The following is an 18,591-nucleotide window of genomic DNA, read 5'->3' on the forward strand; positions in this document are numbered from 1 at the left end:
TTACCAAAAGGTCAATCCAGACTGGAGTATTTGAGCTGTGAGCGAACCAATGGCTGAGCAGGCTGCCCAAGACACGAGCGTCGTCGAAGCTGCGACCGCGCCGCAGGCCGTCGAAGCTGCCGGGATCGAGGCGCCCTCGATCGCCCCCGACCATGAGGCGCCGCCCAAGCCCGATCCGGTCAAGATCGAGCCGCCGCGGATCGAGGTGCCGAAGTTCGAGGCCAAGGTTGAGCCGAAGGCCGAGAGCAAGCCCGAGCCGAAGCCCGGCAAGCTCATCGTCATGCCCCCGTCGGACCGCGCCTGGGACCGCGAGGATTTCGCCCCGCACGTGAAGGCGGACGAGCCGCGCGAGGCCGGCGGCAAGCGCCGTCTGTCGGCGATGGTCGCGGTGGTGGCGATTGCCGCCAGCGTCGGTGCGATCAGCGGTGCGCTCGCAACTGCCGGCATGATGCACTTTGTCGCGCCGGCGCCGGCGCAGGTCGCCGACACCAGCGCGCTGGATGCCTCCGTCGCGCGGATCGATGCCGACCTCGTCGCGCTCAAGGCGAATGTCGAGCACACCTCCAAGACCGGTCTCAGCCAGTCCAACCGGGCCAACGACCGCCTCGACAAGCTCGAGAAGGCGCAGGCCGAGCCGATGGCCAGGATCGCAAAACTATCCGAGACCGTGGACAAGCTCCGTGCCACGCCGCCCGCCGCTCCCGCGCAGGCCGCAGCGCCCGCCAAGGAGACCACTGGCTCGATCGCGCCGACCCAGGTTGCGACCGCGGCCGCCGCACCGGCTCCGGTGCCCGCCGCGCCCAAGACCGAGGTCGGCCGGCTCCCGACGATCGACGGCTGGGTGCTGCGTGACGTCTCGAACGGCGGTGCGCTGATCGAGGGCCGCGGCGGCCTCTACGAGGTCTATGCCGGCGATCCCATTCCCGGCGTCGGCCGCGTCGATGCGATCCGCCGCCAGGACGGCCGCTGGGTGGTCGTCACCAGCAAGGGCCTGATCGTCGCGCGCTAAGCCGTCGACATTCGACTTTCGAAGAGGCGCTTCACCACCATGTGAAGCGCCTTTTTGCTTGAATAGGGGTCCCCGCGCGGTGTTACTGAAGGCATGAGCCGCGCGTTGCGAATTCTCCTTGCTGTCGTCGTGCTTTTTGGTAGCGCCATGTCGCTGCCGGCAGCGGAGAACGCACAGCTCACGCGCGGCACCGCCATCACCGATCCCGATGTCCTGCGCAAGCTCGACCAGAACGATGCGCTCACGATCTCGCGCCTGTTGTGGCCGGAGCGGAACGCGGATCTTCCGCTCACGAACGATCTGCTGTTCTCCTGGATGTCGCAGCTTGCGCCAATTCCACCGGCAATCGATGCGGAGTTCGATCGCTACATCGCAGGACACAAGGCGGCATGGCCGAGCGAGACCATCGGCGTCGGCGAAGGTTTTGACGTCCAGTTGTTCGATCGGGCCGCGCTGAAATCCCCCAACACGCGTTTCGTGCTGGCCGGCATCGTCAACCGCATGGACCGCGCCTATGTGGCGGAGGACTCCTGCGGCGAGATCCGCTTGATCTATCGGCTCACCCGTTTCGACGCCGGACCGGATGGAGCCAGGACGGCGACGCGCCTGCCGATGACGTTCAATCTGGTGATGAAGGCGCGCGATGCCCGCCAGCTCGGATCGAACGGCAAGCCGGTCACCTGCGCCGAGGTCGCGCGGCGCTGGCTCGACAATGGCGACTGGCAGGGGCTGATCGGCGGCGGCTTCCATCCTTACGATGCCATGCTCGATCGCATCGAGACCAACATCCAGGTCTCCATCGCGCCGAAATCGGCGCTGCACGATTTCCGCTCGGACTATTTGCTCAAGGTGTTCAAGTATGATTCCGCGACGAAGACGTTCGAGGAATCGACGCTGGAGAACCAGATCGACCGCGACCGGATTCTTGCGGACAACGATCTCCGGCGCGACTTCAAGGAGTGGCTGCTCGCGCCCGACCATCTGCGCGAATTCGATCGCGGCACGGTGCTGATCCCCGAGAAATTTTTGGCCAAGGCCGCGGTCGTGCCGACACCCGCGGGCCTTGATGCCTCCGCGTTGCAGCCCGAGTTCGGCATGATGCAAGGGGAGGGCAACAGCGATCCCGTTTTCACCGACAGCGACGTGGTCGGCGCGTTGAAGCAAGCTGCCGCGCGCGGCGACATGCAGAACATCCGTTCGGTCGCAGGCTTCCAGCGCCGCCTCAACGACGTCACCTGCGCCGGCTGTCACCAGACCCGCGGCATCGGCGGCTTCCATTTTCCGGGCGTGGATTGGCTCGCGGACAAGCCGTCCAATTCCACCATCGTGCCGGCCTCGCCGCATTTCCTCGGCGACCAGCTTCGCCGCCGCGACATCCTGACCGCGTTCGCGGCCGGACAGCGCCCTGATTTCTCACGCGGATTTGCCAGCCGGCCGCAGGCCCGCGGCAGCCAGGAACTGGCCGGCACCGAATATCAGGACGGCTGGGGCGCACATTGTTCCCTGCAAAATGCAGGATCGGGAACGCCCGACAAGAGTTTTACGTCGTGGAGCTGTGCCAAAGGGTTGACCTGTCAGGCCGCCGCGGCCTCGCGCCGCATCGGCATGTGCTTCATCAAGACGCGTTAGCGCGTGCGCAAGCCAGACAGAGCGATTTGGATGACCCATGACGGACACGAGCGAAGCCAACAAGGAGCGCAATCGCGAGATCGCGCGCAATGAGGAAGCCAAGCAGGTCACCGGCAGCATCCGCGTCAGCACCTGGGCGGTGGCAATGGTCGTGATCGTCGGCGGGATTTTGTTCACGCTCGGCTGGCTGGCACTGCGGTAGCTGCGCCGTCTTTCGTCATGCCCGGGCTTGTCCCGCCTGCGAGGCCGAAGCCTCTTCGGCGAGGCGAAGGCCCGGGCATCCACGTTCTGGTTTCTGCGGCTCAAGATCGTGGATGGCCGGGACAAGCCCGGCCATGACGGCCCAGAGGGTTGCTCGCAATGACGGAATTTGTCCCCGGCCTGCGCCGGGACGACGGCGGAGTTTGACGGCCTTATCCCACCGCTCCCGAACCCCGCAGCTGCTTGATCGCGGCCTCGTCGTATCCCGCTCCGCGCAAGATCTCGTCACTGTGCTCGCCGACGCCAGGCGGCTTGCGCGGCTGCACCTTCTTGGCGCCGTCGACCCAGATCGGGCTGGAGATGGTGAGCATGGTGTCGTTCTCGAACGGCACCAGCACCTCGTTGTCGAGCATCTGCTTGTCGTTCGGGATGTCGTCGAGAATGCCGACGATGCCGAACACGAGGCCGTTGCCGTCGAGAATCTTGCGCCATTCGGCAAGATCCCTGGTGGCGAAGGTCTCGTCAAAAATCTTGATCAGTTCGACCGAACGGGCGTGACGGTCGGCCTTGGTGGCGAAACGCGGATCGTCAATCAGGTCCTCGCGTCCCAGGCATCTGGCCAGTATCGGAAACTGCTTCTCCTCGCTCAGCAGCGACAGGATCAACCAGCGGCCGTCCTTGCACTGGTAGTGGTTGGCCACGGCGTTCAGCGCACGTTCGCGCGGCCGCCTCTCGGCGAACTTGGAGCCGCACAGTTTTGCCTGCGCCAGCGTGCCCGCGGCCCACACCCCGTTCGCCATCAGATTGGAGGCGACATGCGAGCCCTTGCCGGTCTTCTCGCGCTGATAGAGCGCGGTGACGATCGCACTGTACAGGGCCATGGCGCAGGGATGATCGCCCATGCCGGCGACCGAACGGGCCGGCGTGGTGTCGATGTCGGCGCGGACGAGGTCCATCAGGCCGGAGCGCGCCCAATAGGCATTGCTGTCGAATCCGGGCTTGTTGGCCTCTTCGCCCTTCTCGCCATAGCCGGTGAAGGAGGCGTAGATCAGTCGGTCGTTGAGATGAGCGAGGTGGTCATAGGTGATGCCGAGCTTGGCGCGCACTGGCGGCGGCATGTTGGTGATGAAGACGTCGGCCTCTTCCACCAGCTTGTAGAGCACGGCCTGCGCCTCCGGCTTGGAGAGGTCGAGCGCGATGCTCTTCTTATTGCGGGCCTCCAGCAGCCAGGCGAAATTGTGTTCCCCAGTGGGATAGCCCGGTATGTTCGGCAGATTGCGGTAGGGGTCGCCGGCGCCGGGCGGCTCGATCTTGATGACGTCAGCGCCGAAATCCGACAGCACGGTTGCAGCCGCGGGCGCAGCGATGAAGCTCGCGCAGTCCAGAACCTTCAGCCCCGCAAAAATGCCCTTGTCCATCGTGGCGTTGCTCCTCGCTCTTGTCGTTTCCCGCGCGCTGGAATTGGCGCGGGCCAGATCATGGCCGCATTAGACCGATGTTTCGGCGGGATGCAACGGCGTCAGGCGCAGGGCATCGCTGCAGTGATCAGCGCGCGTCCGCCACGGATCCGAAACCATCTCCCGTCACCCTGAGGTGCTCGTCCTGCGGTGTACCGCAGGACGAGCCTCGAAGGGCGAGGGCCCAGCTCTATCCCGGCCGTTCATCCTTCGAGGCTCCCGGCGCGATTGGCATCGCGCCACTCGCACCTCAGGATGACGGAACTGATATTGCGCGTGTAGTGAAGGCGGCTCCAGAAGCAGCCTCACTCCTCCCCCGCAAGCAGGGCGGCGTTGCCGCCGGCTGCCGCGGTGTTGATCGTCACGGTCTGCTCGGTCGCGAAGCGCGCGAGGTAGTGCGGGCCGCCGGCCTTCGGGCCGGTTCCGGACAGGCCGTTGCCGCCGAACGGCTGCACGCCGACTACGGCGCCGATCATGTTGCGGTTGACGTAGATGTTGCCGACCTGGACGCGGTCGATGATCGCCTCGATGCTGTCGTCGATGCGGGAGTGGACGCCGAGCGTGAGCCCGTAGCCGGTGCGCTCGATCGCCTGCAACACGCGTTCGAGATTCTCGGCCCGATAGCGCACGACATGCAGGATCGGGCCGAACACCTCCTCGGTGAGCTGGCCGGCCTCCTTGAGTTCGAAGATGTGCGGCGCGACGAAGCAGCCCTCGGGCGCCGGGCCGGCAAAGTGCAGCCGCGCCTCCGCCTTCATCCGCGCAATATGCGCATCGAGGCGCTGCTTGGCCTCAACGTCGATCACCGGCCCGACATGGGTTGCGACATCGGAGGGATCGCCGATCTTCAGCTCTCGTGCCGCGCCCGCGATCATCTCGATCATGCGGTCGGCGACGTCCTCCTGCACGAACAGGAGCCGCAGCGCCGAGCAGCGCTGGCCGGCGGAACGAAACGCCGAGGTCACGACGTCGTCGGCGACCTGCTCCGGCAGCGCGGTGGCATCGGCGATCATCGCGTTGATGCCGCCGGTCTCCGCGATCAGCGGCACGATCGGCCCGTCCTTGGCCGCGAGCGTGCGGTTGATGATGCGGGCGACCTCGGTCGAGCCGGTGAAGACCACGCCGGCGATATCGGGGTGCGCGGTCAGCGCGGCGCCGATGCGGCCGTCACCGGTGACGAGATGCAGCGCGCCCTTGGGAATGCCGGCCTCGTGCAGCAGGGCTACGGCCTCGCGCGCGATGCGCGGCGTCTGTTCGGCAGGCTTGGCCACGACGCAGTTGCCGGTCATCAGCGCCGCCGTGACCTGGCCGAGGAAGATCGCCAGCGGGAAATTCCACGGCGAGATCGCGACGAAGACGCCGCGGCCACGCATGGCGAGCGCATTGCTCTCGCCGGTCGGGCCCGGCATCGCCGTCTCGCTGCCGAACAGCTTGCGGCCCTGCGCGGCATAGTAGCGGCAGAAGTCGGCGGCCTCGCGCAGCTCCGAGAGCGCATCGTCGAGCGTCTTGCCGCCCTCGCGCTGGAGCAGCGCGATGAAACGGGCGCTGCGGCTCTCCAGCAGATGCGCGGCCTGCTCCAGCGCTGCCGCGCGCGTGCCCGCCGGCGTTCGGCTCCAGGCCGCAAAGCCCGCACGGGCGGCGGCAACCGCTGCGTTGGCCTGGTCCGGCGTTGCATCGGCGACCGGCTTGGGATCGGCTGCCGCGGCCTTGACGTCTGTCAGCAACTGGTCGAGCGCGGCGCGTGCGCCGAACTCGACGCCGCGTGAATTGCGCCGCTCCGGCGCAAACAGATCGCAGGGGAGCGGAATCCTGGGATGGGCCGCCGCTTGCGGCCGGACGATGGCATCCGCCGGACGCTGCAACAGCGCCGGGACCGGGACGCGATAATCGGCGGCCTGCGCCACGAAGGAGGAGTTGGCGCCGTTCTCCAGCAGCCGCCGCACCAGATAGGCGAGCAGGTCGCGATGGCTGCCGACGGGGGCGTAGGTGCGGTAGGCGATGTCTGGATGGTCCTTGGCAAGCTGCTCGTAGAGCGCCTCGCCCATGCCGTGCAGGCGCTGGAATTCGAACCCGCCGCTGTCCCCGGCCATCTCCAGCACGGTCGCGACCGTCAGCGCGTTGTGGGTGGCGAATTGCGGGAAGATGCGCGGCCGCAGGCCGAGCAGCTTCGCGGCGCAGGCGACGTAGTTCAGATCCGTCATCGCCTTGCGCGTGAACACGGGGTAGCCGTCGAGCCCGCGCTCCTGCGCGCGCTTGATCTCGGTGTCCCAATAGGCGCCCTTGACCAGCCGCACCATCAGCTTGCGGTCATGCGCCCGCGCCAGCGCATCGACATAGTCGATCACCGTGCTCGCGCGCTTCTGATAGGCCTGGATGGCGAGCCCAAAACCGTCCCAGCCTGCAAGCGAGGGATCGGCCAGCGTTGCCGCGATCACGTCGAGCGACAATTCCAGCCGGTCCGCTTCCTCGGCATCGACGGTGAAGTTGAGATCATGGGCCTTGGCGCGCTGCGCCAGATCGAGCAGCTGCGGCACCAGCTCGGCCATCACGCGCGCGTGGCTGATCGCCTCGAAGCGCGGATGCAGCGCCGAGAGCTTGACGGAGATGCCGGGCCGGTCGGGCAGGGGATGGTCGCCCGCCGCCTTGCCGATGGTCTCGATTGCGCTGGCATAGGCGTCGAAATAGCGCCTGGCGTCCGCCGCCGTGCGCGCGCCCTCGCCGAGCATGTCGAAGGAGTAGCGCGTCTTCTGGCCTGAGCGCGGCTTGCCCCGCTCCAGCGCCTGCTCGATGGTCTCACCCAGCACGAAATGGCTGCCCATCAGCCGCATCGCCTGGCGCGTGGCGGTGCGCACCGCCGGTGCGCCGAGCCGTTTCACCAGCCGGCCGATGGTGCCGTCGGGCGTCTCGCCGGGCTGGATTACCCGCGCCGACAGGCCGAGCGCCCAGGCCGAGGCGTTGACCAGGAAGGCGGTGGACTTGGTCTCGTGATGGATGAAGTCGCCCTCGCCGAGCTTGTCCTCGATGAACTGGTCGGCGGTGCGCGCGTCCGGCACGCGCAGCAGCGCCTCGGCCAGCACCATCAGTGCGAGGCCCTCCTTGGTCGAGAGCGCGAACTCCCGCAGCATGTCCTCGACCCCGCCGAGCCGGTCGTCGCGCTTGCGGATCGCCTCGATCAGCCGCGTCGCGGTGCGGTCGATCCGCGCCTCCTGCGGCGGGGACAGATGCGACGCCGGGAGGAGGCGCGCGGCAATGTCGGTATCATCGGGCGCGTAGGGGGCGGTGAAGGGAGGCGGAATGTTCGACATGGCGTGTCCTGTAGCTCAAATCCAGGATAAGGCCCGCGTTACCGTAGTTCGATAGACAAATTAGCCATTTTGCCTTAGAAAATGAAGACAGATACCACAATAGCCAGATAAAATATGGAACTTGATCGGATCGACCGGAGAATCCTCTCGATTTTGCAGGAGGATGGGCGAATCGCCAATGTCGAGCTCGCCGAACGCATCGGCTTGTCGCCGACATCGATCGGCGAGCGGTTGAAGCGCTTGCAGCGCGAGGGCTTTGTCGAGGGCTATGGCGCGCGGCTCAATCCGCACCGGCTTGGTCTCGGGCTTCTGGTGTTCGTCGAGGTCCTGCTCGACAAGACCACGCCCGACAATTTCGAGCGCTTTGCGCGCGCGGTGAAACTCGCGCCTGAGGTCCTGGAGTGTCACATGGTTGCCGGCGGCTTCGACTATCTTGTGAAGGCGCGGCTTGCGGACATGACGGCGTATCGGCGCTTCCTCGGCGAGACCCTGCTGTCGATGCCGGGCGTGCGCGAGACACGGACCTACGCGGTGATGGAGGAGATCAAGCGCGACGCACCATTGCCGGTGGGCTCGTGAAGTGCCGTCGCGATTGTCATTGCCGTGGCGTTGAACGAGCGGCCTTCGCGGGAAAAATAGCTATCCCTGCGCAATCGCAACGCCTGTCGTCGAATGCACTGACCGTCTTGTGAAATCTTCTTGGCCTCGCTCCCGGAGGTATTCCGGGAGGCAGCGAAACGCTGGCGGGCTTATACTTTGAGGTTTTCTGCGGAGGTCTTGCCCCGGTTTGCGATCTCTTCGTATTCAACCGTCTGTCCCTCGTTCAGGGTGGACAGACCGGCTTTCTGCACTGCCGAGATATGCACGAACACATCCTTGCCCCCCGACGCAGGCTGGATAAATCCATAACCCTTCGTCGGGTTGAACCACTTGACCGTACCTTTAGCCATCACGACTTCTCCGCGGGTCTTCCTCCGAGATCTCGAACCGCCAGTCCCCGCCAACCGGCCGGTTCGGTCCTAACAGGATACGCGGATTGTGGCAGGCTTGGTAGCTCAAACCACATCAGCCTTTTGCCGAATTCCGCTCAACTTCGCGGCGTTTTTGCCGATTTTGCCCGTTTCGCGGTCAATCGGCCCGCGCGCCGTCAATACGTCGTGGCCAGATAATCGACGATCTTGCCGACATCGGCATCGTCGATCGGTGCGCCATAGACCTTGATCATCTTGGTCACCTCGGCTTGCCAGAAGCCCTTCTTGTCCTTCATCGGCGGCTGCGTGTTGATGTAGTCGGCCGAGTGGCAGGCGCTGCAATTGCCCTGTACGACCTCGAGATTGGGGCCGGGCTTGAAGGCGGCGACCTCGTCGGGCGTCTTGTAGTTGATCGGCGCCGCAAATGCCGAACCCACCACGGCGGCGAGAGCGAGCGAGATGGCGAGGAGAACGGTGCGCTGCATGATCATTCTCCTTCAGGCCACGCTGACGCGGACGGTTTCGACGACGTTGCGCAAATAACCCGCCGGGTTCCAGCGCGGCGTGTCCGGCTGGGTCTCGCCGCCATTGCCGGTGGCGCGGACCTTGATCTCGTACGAGCCGGCCGCAAGCTTCACCGGCAGCTTCCATTCGCGGAAGGAGTATTTGCCGAAATCCTTGCCGAGCTTGGCGCTCGTCCAGGTCTTGCCGCCGTCGGTGGAGACCGCGACGTCCTTGATGCCCTTGCCGCCGTCGAAGGCGATGCCGCGCAGCGTCGTAGCTCCAGCCTTCAGCCTGGCGCCGTCAGGCACGCTGGTGATGAAGGAGCGGATGGTGAAGCGATTGATCGGGATGGTCGCCTTCGGCGCGGTGCCGGGCTCGATCGCATTGTTCGGGGTGTCGGGAATGCGATAAGCCGACTTCATCCAGAAGCCGTCATAGACATTGTCGATGACGGTGATCTCGTTGAGGTGCTTGACCCAGTAGGTGCCGTAATAGCCGGGCACGATCAGGCGCAGCGGGAAGCCGTTGAGGAACGGCAGGTCCTCGCCGTTCATGCCGTAGGCCAGCATCACCTCGCCGTCGCTGGCGTGATCGATGTCGAGCGCCTTGATGAAATCCGGCGTCTTGTCGCTGACCGGACCGTCCATGCCGTTGAACGTGACCTGCCTGGCGCCGCTCTGCACGCCCGCCATCTCGAGCACGGTCTTCAGCGGCACGCCGCGCCAGCGCGCGCAGCCCATCGCGCCGTTGGCGAGCTGGCCGCCGGCGACGCGCGGCTCGAAGAAGCCGCGGCTGTTGCCGGAGCATTGATTGACGGCGACGATCTCGGTCGCCTTCATCTTGCGGATGTCCTTGAGCGACAGCTTGAGCGGCTTGTCGACCTTGCCCTTGATCTCGAGCGTGAACTTGTCGGGGTCGAGATTGTAGGGCAGGTCGGAGAGGTGATAGCGCACGAAGAACGCGTTGTTCGGCGTGATCGGGCCGTCGTTGAACACCGCGAACGGCGTCTCGAGCTGCGGCGGCCGGCTGGTCAGGCCGATCATCGGCCGCTTCTGCGGATATTTCACCAGCGGCCGTTCGCCATTGGCGAAGGGCAGGGTGACGGTGTCGAGTGCCAGCGCTTTGGTGGAGTTCAGTGTGGCCGCCATAGCGGCAAGCCCCGCTCCTTTGAGCAGGTCGCGTCGATCTAACATCTGGTCCCCTCCCGGAGCTTTTCGTTGGCTCGCGGTCATCACCGCGATCCTGCGTTCATCTGTCGCAACGATGCCGATGAAGTCAATTCGTGCTTTCGCAGCAGGCCCATGCCGCTGCGTTGCAGCAGGCCGGTGTTGCGGCGCGCGACTATCACGTCGGGCTGTAACCGCAACGAAGGTGTGCTCCCTCGCCCCGCTCGCGGGGAGAGGGTTGGGGTGAGGGGGAGTCTCCCCGGGGGCGGTAACAGTGAGACTCGCGGAGGCTCCCCCTCACCCGGAATCCGCGCTGCGCGCGCATTCCGGCCTCTCCCCGCAAGCGGGGAGAGGCGAAGATTCATGCCGCGACGCGTTCGCCGTGCGCGACCAGCGCCGACAGCTCCCTGGCGTCCGCGACCACGCGCACGGCCATCGGCTCGTCGCGGCCACGGATCGCGACCTCCTGCTGCGGCAACGCGTCGTCGGCAAGGCGTGCGGTGCGGCGGACCTCTTCCGAGACGATGGCTTCACAGGCCAGCGTCTTGGTCATGTCCTGGAGGCGGGCGGCGACGTTGACGGCGTCGCCCAGCGCCGTGAACACGATGTGATCGCGGTAGCCGATGTCGCCGATGATGACCTCGCCGCCGTGAATGCCGATGCCGAAGCGGATCGGCTGGCGCAGATCGTGGCTCAGCAGCTCGTTGAGCTCGTCGATATGCGTGGCGATGCCCGCGGCCGCCTTCAGCGCCTGCCGGCAGGCCGCTTGCGGATCTGCTGACAGCCCGAACAGCGCCAGCATGCCGTCGCCGACGAACTGGTTCGGCTGGCCTCCGTTCTCGACCACGGCCTGCGAAACCGCGCCGAGGAAGCGGTTGACGATGAAGACGGTGTCGAACGGCAGCCGCTTTTCGGCGAGCTGGGTCGAGCCGCGCATGTCCACGAACAGGCTGACGAGATAGCGCTCCTGGCCGATGCGGGCCGGCGTCGAAGCCGTCGCATTCGCCGACAGGGTGTGCGAGGTGAAGAGCTGGAAGAAGGAGAGATCCGACGTCGGCCGCAGCTGGCAGGCGAGGCGGATCGAGGGGTCGGTGGTGCCGACACGGTGGAGCACGAAGGCCTCGCGCTGTGACGGCTCGGGCAGGGCGCCATGGTCGCCGATGATGCGGATGCGGCAGGTCGAGCAGCGGGCGCGGCCGCCGCAGACGCTGGCATGCGGCACATTGTGTCGCAGGCTCGCTTCCAGCACGGAGAGGCCCTTGGGGACCCGCACCGTCTTGCCGTTGCCGTAGGACAGCGCGATCATGCCGCCGCGCCGCTCGCGCAGGGCGCGCACGCCGCGCGCGGCCAGCGCCAGTCCGAGCAGCCCGACATAGCCGATGGTGAGGCCGCCGGTGATGCGGTCGAGCGTGTTGGCTTCCGCGACGGTGCCGACCTGGCGGCGGGTGAGATTGTGCGTGCGCCATTCCCCGTCGTCGGCTTCGACCACGACGCTGCGGCCGCCCTGATAGACGCCGAGCAGCGCCAGCGTCGGGATCAGCACCGCGGCCGCGAGCAGGTAAGGCGCGGCGCGCGTGAAGAACGGCTTGAGGCGGAGCCAGAAATAAATGCCGATGCAGCCGTGGACCCAGGCGATGATCAGCAGGATCGTCATGGTCCAGATGCGGTTCGACGCGACGAAGAACAGATAGAGTTCCTGCGGATAGAGTTTTTGGTGCCCGTACAGCGTCTGGCCGAGCCGCACGCCGATCACGTGCGCCATGACCAGGGCGGGGATGCTCAGCCCCAGCACGAGCTGGAGCGGCTCGATCGTCCGCCAGCGGAACTGCCGCCGCTGATACAGCGCATAGATGCCGAGCCCCATATGGGTGAGCGCGGCGGTGTAGAACAGGATCGCAACAGGCAGGAACTGCCAGAATGCGGTGTGGTAATAGACCCCGACCTCCATGGCATCGACCGAGACGTTGCCGAGCGCATGGTTGAGGAAATGGCTGACCACATAGGAGAACAGGATGACGCCGCAGATGAGCCGCACCTGCCGCACGCCGGTCGCGCGGACGAGTTCGGGCATGTGTGCGGGAGCGGTGGCCATGATTCGATTGTATCCGTTCATGAAGGAGAACAGCCAGCCTAACGTTTAATTCCGGCGGCGAACAGCTTGCCCGATCACATGCGCGGCAAGGTTACAAAACCGTAGGGTGGGCAAAGGCTCGCTCTTGCGCGCCGTGCCCACCATCCCGCATCGCAATCCCTCGAAGGTGGGCATGCTCCGCTTTGCCCACCTTGCGTCGTGCCCCGGGACGACAAGGAAATATGGCGCAATGTCCCCCGCATTGACTCCCCCTCCCAAGTCGGGGAAAAGCGCGGCCGTGACGATCGCCCCCGACATCTCTGCGAAGCCAGACGGCGCCGCGCGCCGGCCCCTTGTCATGGCCGTGCTGGTCATCGCCGCGATGACGCTGCTGCGCATCGTCTACGCCTCCGCGATCGAGCTGCGCACCGACGAGGCCTATTACTGGACCTGGTCGAAGGAGGCGGCGCTCAGCTTCCTCGATCATCCCCCGGGCATCGCCTGGCTCATCCGTTTTGGCACCGCGATCTTCGGCGACACCGCGCTCGGTGTCCGTTTCGGCGGCATTGTCGCAATGCTGGTGACGCAGCTGCTGCTTGCCGACATCGTCCGCCGCCTCACCCATGACGCGCGTGCGGTCATGATCGCGGTGCTGATGCCGGAGGCCGCGCTCTATTACGGCCTCTTGATGGCCAAGATCGCGCCCGACGTCGCCATGATCCCGTTCGCGGTGGCGATGATGTGGTCCCTGGTGCGGCTGGCGCAGAGCGATGACGGACGCTGGTGGCTGGCAGCGGGGCTGTTCGCCGGGCTGGCGATGCTGTCGAAATTCACCGTGGTCATGTTCGCACCGGCGGTGGTCGCTTTTCTTCTCGTGCCGGATTGGCGCTGGCGCTGGCTGCGCAGTCCTTACCCCTATCTCGCCGTGCTGGTCGCGATCGCAATATTCTCGCCGGTGCTGATCTGGAATGCGCAGCACGACTGGGCCTCGTTCCGGTTCCAGGGCGTGCGCGCCACCGCCAATTACGGCATCTCGCTCCGCACCGTCGGTGATTACATCGGCCTGCAATTCGGTCTCGTCGGCTTCGTCATGTTGCCGGTGGTGCTGTGGGGGCTCGTGATGACGGCATGGCGCGGCTATCGCACGCGCGAGCCGGTCGCGATCCTGCTGTCGACCGCGGTGCTGGTGCCGTTTCTCTATTTCTTAATGAAATCGCTGACGCTCCGGGTCGGCGATACCTGGCCGATGTTCATGTGGCCGGTCGGCTTCGCGGCGGCGGCGGTGAACCTCGTCATGCTGTCGCGTGAAAACTGGTCGGCGCGGGTGATCCGGTCGAGCCTGTTCTGGGCGAAGACGGCGATCGTCTCGGGCATCGCCTTCGTCGTCATCGTGTTCCTCTACTACGTCGCCGCGCCCTGGAATTTTCTCGGCAAGATCGATCCGATCGGCGGCGAGGCCGGCTATGAGCAGGTCGCAGCGCGCGCGCAGGCTGCGCTGGATGAGACCGGCGCGACCTGGATCGCAACCACGGACTACCGCACCTATGCCATGATGCGCTGGCTGTTCAGGGGCCGCGTGCCCGTCATCGAGATCAGCGAGCGCGGCCGTTTCCAGGATTTCCGCGATCCCGGCATGGACCGGATCAAGGGACATGCCGGCATCTATGTCGGGCGCGAGCCCGACAATCGCTTATCGCTGTGGGAGAATATCCCTGCGAAGCGCGAGCAGCTCGGTCAGGTCGAACGCCGCTGGCGCGGCGTACTGACGGATACCTACGTGCTTGAAAAGCTCACCGACTGGACCCCGGAGCTGTCCCCGCCGAAGGACTCGCCGCTGTTTCAGTGGCGGGTGCTGGCCCTTCTCTCCCTCTCCCCGCGTGCGGGGAAAGGGTTGGGGTGAGGGGGACTTACTCCTCGTCCTCTTTCTTCCGCAGCAGATCCGTTGCGAGATCCGACAGCTTCGGCGGCGGCAGCGCCGCGAAGGGCAGCGGGCGTGTCACCTCGATCGCGGCCAATCCGAGCCGCGCCGTCAGCAATCCGTTGAGCACGCCTTCGCCCAGCCGCTGCGACAGCTTCGCTGCAATCCCGTGGCCCAGCATCTGCTGCACCAGGCTGTCGCTCGCGGCCATGCCGCCGGTGATGGCGAGATGGGCGATGACGTGGCGGAGCAGGCGGATCATGCCGAGCGCGCCGGGCCGGCCGCCATAGAGGTACGCAAGCTGGCGGATCAGACGCAGCGCGGCGACGAACACGAACATCACGTCGATCGCCGCGCGGGGCGAAACTGCCGTGACGATCGAGACCTTTTGCGCGGCTGACGACACCAGCCGTCGCGCCTCCACATCCAGCGGCGACATCAATTCGCGCTCGGCGAGGCGGATCATGTCGGCGCCGTCGATGATCTCGCCGGTGTGGCTCTCCAGCGTGGCGCGGGCGCGGGCGAGCTGCGGATTCTGGTGCGCGATCTTCAGGAGGTCCTGCACGATGACGCGGCTCTCCTTGCGGTCGTCGCTGGCAAGCACTGCGGCTGCGCGCTGATGCAGCTTTTCGATCGTCGCGAGGCGCGCCAGCCCGAACGCTTCACGCCCGATCACCACCGCGAGCGCGAGCGCGGTGACGAGCGCGAAAGCGAGCCCGACGAAGCCGAGGCTCTCGCTGCGTGCAAACAGATCCTCGATCAGACGGACGACGCCGAGGCCGACGCCGAGCAGCGTCAAGCCGGCAACGCCCGACCAGAACAGCGTGCCCCAGGAAAAGCCGCGCCGCGCCGGAAGTGCCGGTTCGATCGGCACAGGCAGCGTCGCCGGATCGGGCTCCGGCGTGATCTGGATCGTGGCGCGGCTAAGCCGGCTGGTCTCGTTGGCTTCGGTGACGACGACGCCGGGATCGTCGAGGCGGAACGTCGCCGGCCGCCGCGGCGGGGATCGCTCGTTCATGAGAGCTTGTCTCCGATCAGGAACTGCAAGGCACGGTCGAGGCGGATGTGTGGCAGCGTCGGCTCGTCCGTCCCTTCGCGTTCGAGCTTTGGCGGGCGGAAGCGCAGGAAGCGAAAGTCGCTCTTCCCGGCGGCCTCGGTCGAGAGGCCGCGGAACGCATCCGTGCCGTTGAACAGCGGCTCGGGATCCAAAGGCAGGTCGCCGGGAAAGGTCGCAACCTCCGTGTTGCCGTCGAAGAACTCGCCGCCGGCGCTTTCGCCCGCGGTCGGCGTTCCCAGGATCGACGGCAATTTGTCGCGGCCATGGGCGACCTGTGCCTCGCGCGTGGCGCGGACTGCAGCAAGCGCCACCACGTCGATCGCCGCGCCGGTATTTTCCGCGCGTGCAACCGCCTGCGTCACGGCGCGCCGCAGCACGGCCTCGAGCCGGTCGTGACTGGAATGATGCAGATGGTCCGCCTTGGTCGCCGCGAACAGGATGCGGTCGATGCGCGGCCGGAACAGGCTGGAGAGCAAGGTGCTGCGGCCGGTGTTGAAGCAATCGAGAATGCCGGCGAGCGCGGCTTCGAGATCGTGCAGCGCCTCGGGTCCGGAGTTGAACGCGGCGAGCGCATCGGCCAGCACGATCTGGCGATCGAGGCGCGCAAAGTGATCGCGGAAGAACGGCCGCACCACGACGTCCTTGTAGGCTTCGAAGCGGCGCACCATCATCGCCCACAGCGAGCCGTCCGGCGCCTGGCCGCCGACTGGCACGTCGAGCGGCGCGAAGGTCAGCGCCGGGGAGCCTGCGAGATTGCCGGGCATCAGGAAGCGGCCGGGCGGCAACAGGCTCATTGCAAAGCGCTCGTCGCGGCCCGCGCGCAAGTAATCGGTGAACAGCTTTGCGGCCGTGAGCGTGGCCTGCTCGTCCTCGCGCGCCTCGGGCTTGAGCGTGGCGAGATGGGCGTGCCATTCGGCGGCAAGATGCGCGCGTGGCGCCTCGCGCGACAGCGCAAGACTCTCCACCGACCATTGCTCGTAGCTCTTTTGCAGCAGCGGCAGGTCGAGCAGCCACTCGCCGGGATAGTCGACGATGTCGAGCGTCAGGGTGCGATCGGCGCCGTTGTGGCGCTGATAGTCGATGACGAGCCGCAGTTCGCTGATGTCGACGGTCGAGGTCGGCCAGTGCCGTTCCTCGATCAGCGCGCGCAGATGAGTCTCATACGCAAAGCGCGGCACGGCATCGTCGGGCTGGGGCGCGAGATGCGCCCGCGCGATCCGGCCCGAGGCATAGGCTTCGAACACCGGAAACCGGCCGCCGCGCGTCAGCCCATGGATCAGCGCGGTGATGAACACCGTCTTGCCGGCCCGCGACAGGCCGGTGACCCCGAGCCGCACCGTCGGATTGAAGAAGTGCTCGCCATAGTCGATCAGCGCCTGGGCCGACAGGCGCGCCTCTTCGACCATATCCTGAAAACTGAATGCCATGTGAACGTTAGGGGATCTCGGCGGGCGGAACAGTGAAGCTGTTCACAAAGGTGGCAATTGCGTGGGGAAAATCAAGCTTCATACTTCCACCGCCTTTGTCGGTAAATCAGCCGATTGAACGACGCGCCGATCCCGAAAGACCCATACAACGAGAGATTGACTCGCTTTGTGGATTGCCATGACCGTCTTCCAACTGAAACAGCTTGCATCCAATTCCGTCCATGCCGCAGCCGACGCGATCGGCTGGAACTACGACCGCGCAGAACTGATCGCCGACGGGATCATTCATGCGGTCGGTGTGTTTTCCGGTACCGTTGCTGCGACCGTTCTGGTGGTGCTTGCGGTGCTTTATGCCGACGCCACCAACGTCGTCGGCGTCTCGATCTATGTCGCCGGCCTGCTCTCGATGCTGGTGCTGTCGGCGAGCTATAATCTCTGGCCGGTCTCGCCGGTCAAATGGCTGCTGCGGCGCTTCGATCATTCGGCGATCTATCTCCTGATCGCCGCGACCTACACGCCGTTCATCCTGGAGCTGAAAGACAGCGTCTTCGCGCTGGTGCTGCTCGTCTGCGTCTGGTGCGTGGCGACCGTCGGTATCGTTCTGAAGCTTCGCTATCCCGGCCGGTTCGACCGCGTCGCGGTCGGCATCTACCTCGCGATGGGCTGGAGCGGCGTGATGCTCTACGACGCCGTGGTCAAGGCGCTGCCCGCGCTGGTGCTGGGCTTCATACTTGCGGGCGGGCTGCTCTACAGCTTTGGCGTGATCTTCCATGCCTGGCGGCGGCTGCGCTTCCAGAATGCGATCTGGCATGGCTTTGTCTTGGCCGGTGCGGCGTGCCATTATACCGCGGTGCTCGACCTCGTGTTGAGCTGAGCAAGCTCCGCGAAGCGGAATAAGCCGAGCGGTATAAGAGCGGTACAGGACAAGAGGAGACGTCGCATGCAGGTGACAGGCAAGGTCGTGGTCGTCACGGGCGGCGCAAACGGCATCGGCAAGGCGCTGTGCGAGGCGTTTCACAAGGCGGGCGCCGCCAAGGTCGTCGTCGCGGACATGGACGCCGCCAACGCCAGGGCGGTCGCCGCCATGGTGGATGGCGCGGCCTTCAGATGCGACGTCGCGCAGGAAAAAGAGATCGCCCACGTCATCGAGGAGACCGAGCGGCAGTTCGGCCCGATCGAACTGTTCTGCTCCAATGCCGGCATCGGCGGCGGCTTTGATCCGATGTCGGTGAATGCCGGCGGCGCTTCCGACGAGCCGTGGCAGCGCAGCTGGGCGATCCACGTCATGGCCCATGTCTATGCGGCCCGGCATCTCATTCCCCGTATGAAGGCGCGGGGCGGCGGCTATTTCCTCAACACCATCTCGGCCGCGGGCCTGCTGTCGCAGGTCGGCAGTCCCGCTTATTCCACCACCAAGCACGCCGCGGTCGGGTTTGCCGAGAACCTCGCGATCTCGCACAAGGCTGACAACATCAAGGTCTCGATCCTCTGCCCGCAGGGCGTCGACACCAACATGCTGCGGTCGATCCCCAAGGGTCCGCAATCCGGCGACGGCGATCTCACGCCCGAGCAGGTCGCCAGTGACGTGCTAGCGGGCCTCGCGCAGGAAACGTTCCTGATCCTGCCGCACCCCCAGGTGCTCGGCTACATGCGCAAGAAGACCGAGAACTACGACCGCTGGATCGGCGGCATGGCGAAGATCCAGGCCAAGATGCGGGAAGAGTTCGGGAAGTGACCGTGAGGTCATCCCGGGGCGGTCCATAGGACCGAACCCGGGATCTCGAGATTACGGCCAAGTATTTCGAGCCACCGCTCGCGCCAAACACTCGCCGTCGTCCTGGCGAAAGCCAGGACCCATACCGCGTGATCTATCGAT

Annotated in this window: 15 protein-coding genes; 7 read left to right on the forward strand and 8 right to left on the reverse strand. The window is 65.9% G+C overall.

The features are described from left to right. Positions 1–49: 49 nt before the first annotated feature. The 3 genes from BM118_RS30145 (at position 50) to BM118_RS41830 (ending at position 2,840) form a co-directional block, all read left to right on the forward strand. Entirely contained in the window at positions 50–1,009 is a 960-nt protein-coding gene (locus tag BM118_RS30145; RefSeq protein WP_177234830.1) for a hypothetical protein, read from the forward strand. Positions 1,010–1,102: 93 nt separating this feature from the next. Further along, positions 1,103–2,638 (forward strand): hypothetical protein, encoded by a 1,536-nt coding sequence (locus BM118_RS30150; protein ID WP_092190108.1) that lies wholly within the window; start codon positions 1,103–1,105, stop codon positions 2,636–2,638. Between the two features lie 37 nt (positions 2,639–2,675). Then, positions 2,676–2,840, forward strand: a complete 165-nt coding sequence (locus BM118_RS41830; protein ID WP_177234831.1) for a hypothetical protein — start codon at positions 2,676–2,678, stop codon at positions 2,838–2,840. A gap of 211 nt (positions 2,841–3,051) precedes the next feature. Here the strand turns inward: BM118_RS41830 and BM118_RS30155 are convergent, their stop codons facing one another. Beyond that, positions 3,052–4,257 (reverse strand): CaiB/BaiF CoA transferase family protein, encoded by a 1,206-nt coding sequence (locus BM118_RS30155; RefSeq protein ID WP_092190110.1) that lies wholly within the window; start codon positions 4,255–4,257, stop codon positions 3,052–3,054. 344 nt (positions 4,258–4,601) lie between these two features. Further along, on the reverse strand, positions 4,602–7,601 hold the full coding sequence (gene putA, locus BM118_RS30160; RefSeq protein WP_092190112.1) for a bifunctional proline dehydrogenase/L-glutamate gamma-semialdehyde dehydrogenase PutA: 3,000 nt from the start codon (positions 7,599–7,601) through the stop codon (positions 4,602–4,604). Positions 7,602–7,715: 114 nt separating this feature from the next. Between putA and BM118_RS30165 the strand changes: the two genes are divergently transcribed. Next, complete coding sequence (locus BM118_RS30165; RefSeq protein WP_092190114.1) at positions 7,716–8,180, forward strand: Lrp/AsnC ligand binding domain-containing protein; 465 nt, start codon at positions 7,716–7,718, stop codon at positions 8,178–8,180. A gap of 170 nt (positions 8,181–8,350) precedes the next feature. On the opposite strand, the gene BM118_RS30170 is transcribed toward BM118_RS30165, so the two are convergent. From BM118_RS30170 to BM118_RS30185, 4 genes are all read right to left on the reverse strand, one after another. Further along, complete coding sequence (locus BM118_RS30170; RefSeq protein WP_008563500.1) at positions 8,351–8,551, reverse strand: cold-shock protein; 201 nt, start codon at positions 8,549–8,551, stop codon at positions 8,351–8,353. Between the two features lie 197 nt (positions 8,552–8,748). Beyond that, positions 8,749–9,057, reverse strand: a complete 309-nt coding sequence (sorB, locus tag BM118_RS30175; RefSeq protein ID WP_177234832.1) for a SorB family sulfite dehydrogenase c-type cytochrome subunit — start codon at positions 9,055–9,057, stop codon at positions 8,749–8,751. A 12-nt stretch (positions 9,058–9,069) separates the two neighbouring features. Then, on the reverse strand, positions 9,070–10,269 hold the full coding sequence (sorA, locus tag BM118_RS30180; protein ID WP_092190118.1) for a SorA family sulfite dehydrogenase catalytic subunit: 1,200 nt from the start codon (positions 10,267–10,269) through the stop codon (positions 9,070–9,072). A gap of 334 nt (positions 10,270–10,603) precedes the next feature. Beyond that, on the reverse strand, positions 10,604–12,334 hold the full coding sequence (locus BM118_RS30185) for an adenylate/guanylate cyclase domain-containing protein (protein WP_092190239.1): 1,731 nt from the start codon (positions 12,332–12,334) through the stop codon (positions 10,604–10,606). A gap of 337 nt (positions 12,335–12,671) precedes the next feature. Between BM118_RS30185 and BM118_RS30195 the strand changes: the two genes are divergently transcribed. After that, on the forward strand, positions 12,672–14,213 hold the full coding sequence (locus BM118_RS30195; protein WP_092190121.1) for a glycosyltransferase family 39 protein: 1,542 nt from the start codon (positions 12,672–12,674) through the stop codon (positions 14,211–14,213). A gap of 7 nt (positions 14,214–14,220) precedes the next feature. Here the strand turns inward: BM118_RS30195 and BM118_RS30200 are convergent, their stop codons facing one another. Together BM118_RS30200 and BM118_RS30205 are read right to left on the reverse strand one after the other, a co-directional pair. Beyond that, complete coding sequence (locus BM118_RS30200; RefSeq protein WP_092190123.1) at positions 14,221–15,249, reverse strand: YcjF family protein; 1,029 nt, start codon at positions 15,247–15,249, stop codon at positions 14,221–14,223. After that, on the reverse strand, positions 15,246–16,715 hold the full coding sequence (locus BM118_RS30205; RefSeq protein ID WP_092190125.1) for a YcjX family GTP-binding protein: 1,470 nt from the start codon (positions 16,713–16,715) through the stop codon (positions 15,246–15,248). The genes BM118_RS30200 and BM118_RS30205 overlap by 4 nt, the downstream gene beginning before the upstream one ends. Before the next feature lie 178 nt (positions 16,716–16,893). Here BM118_RS30205 and trhA point away from each other — a divergent pair, with 178 nt between their 5' ends. Both trhA and BM118_RS30215 read left to right on the forward strand, forming a co-directional pair. After that, the gene (gene trhA, locus BM118_RS30210) at positions 16,894–17,589 is read left to right on the forward strand and encodes a PAQR family membrane homeostasis protein TrhA (protein ID WP_092190127.1); all 696 of its coding nucleotides are present in this window, start codon (positions 16,894–16,896) and stop codon (positions 17,587–17,589) included. A 66-nt stretch (positions 17,590–17,655) separates the two neighbouring features. Continuing rightward, positions 17,656–18,450, forward strand: a complete 795-nt coding sequence (locus BM118_RS30215) for an SDR family oxidoreductase (protein WP_027547155.1) — start codon at positions 17,656–17,658, stop codon at positions 18,448–18,450. Positions 18,451–18,591 lie beyond the last annotated feature (141 nt).

Source organism: Bradyrhizobium sp. cf659 (assembly GCF_900113725.1).
GTDB lineage: Bacteria > Pseudomonadota > Alphaproteobacteria > Rhizobiales > Xanthobacteraceae > Bradyrhizobium.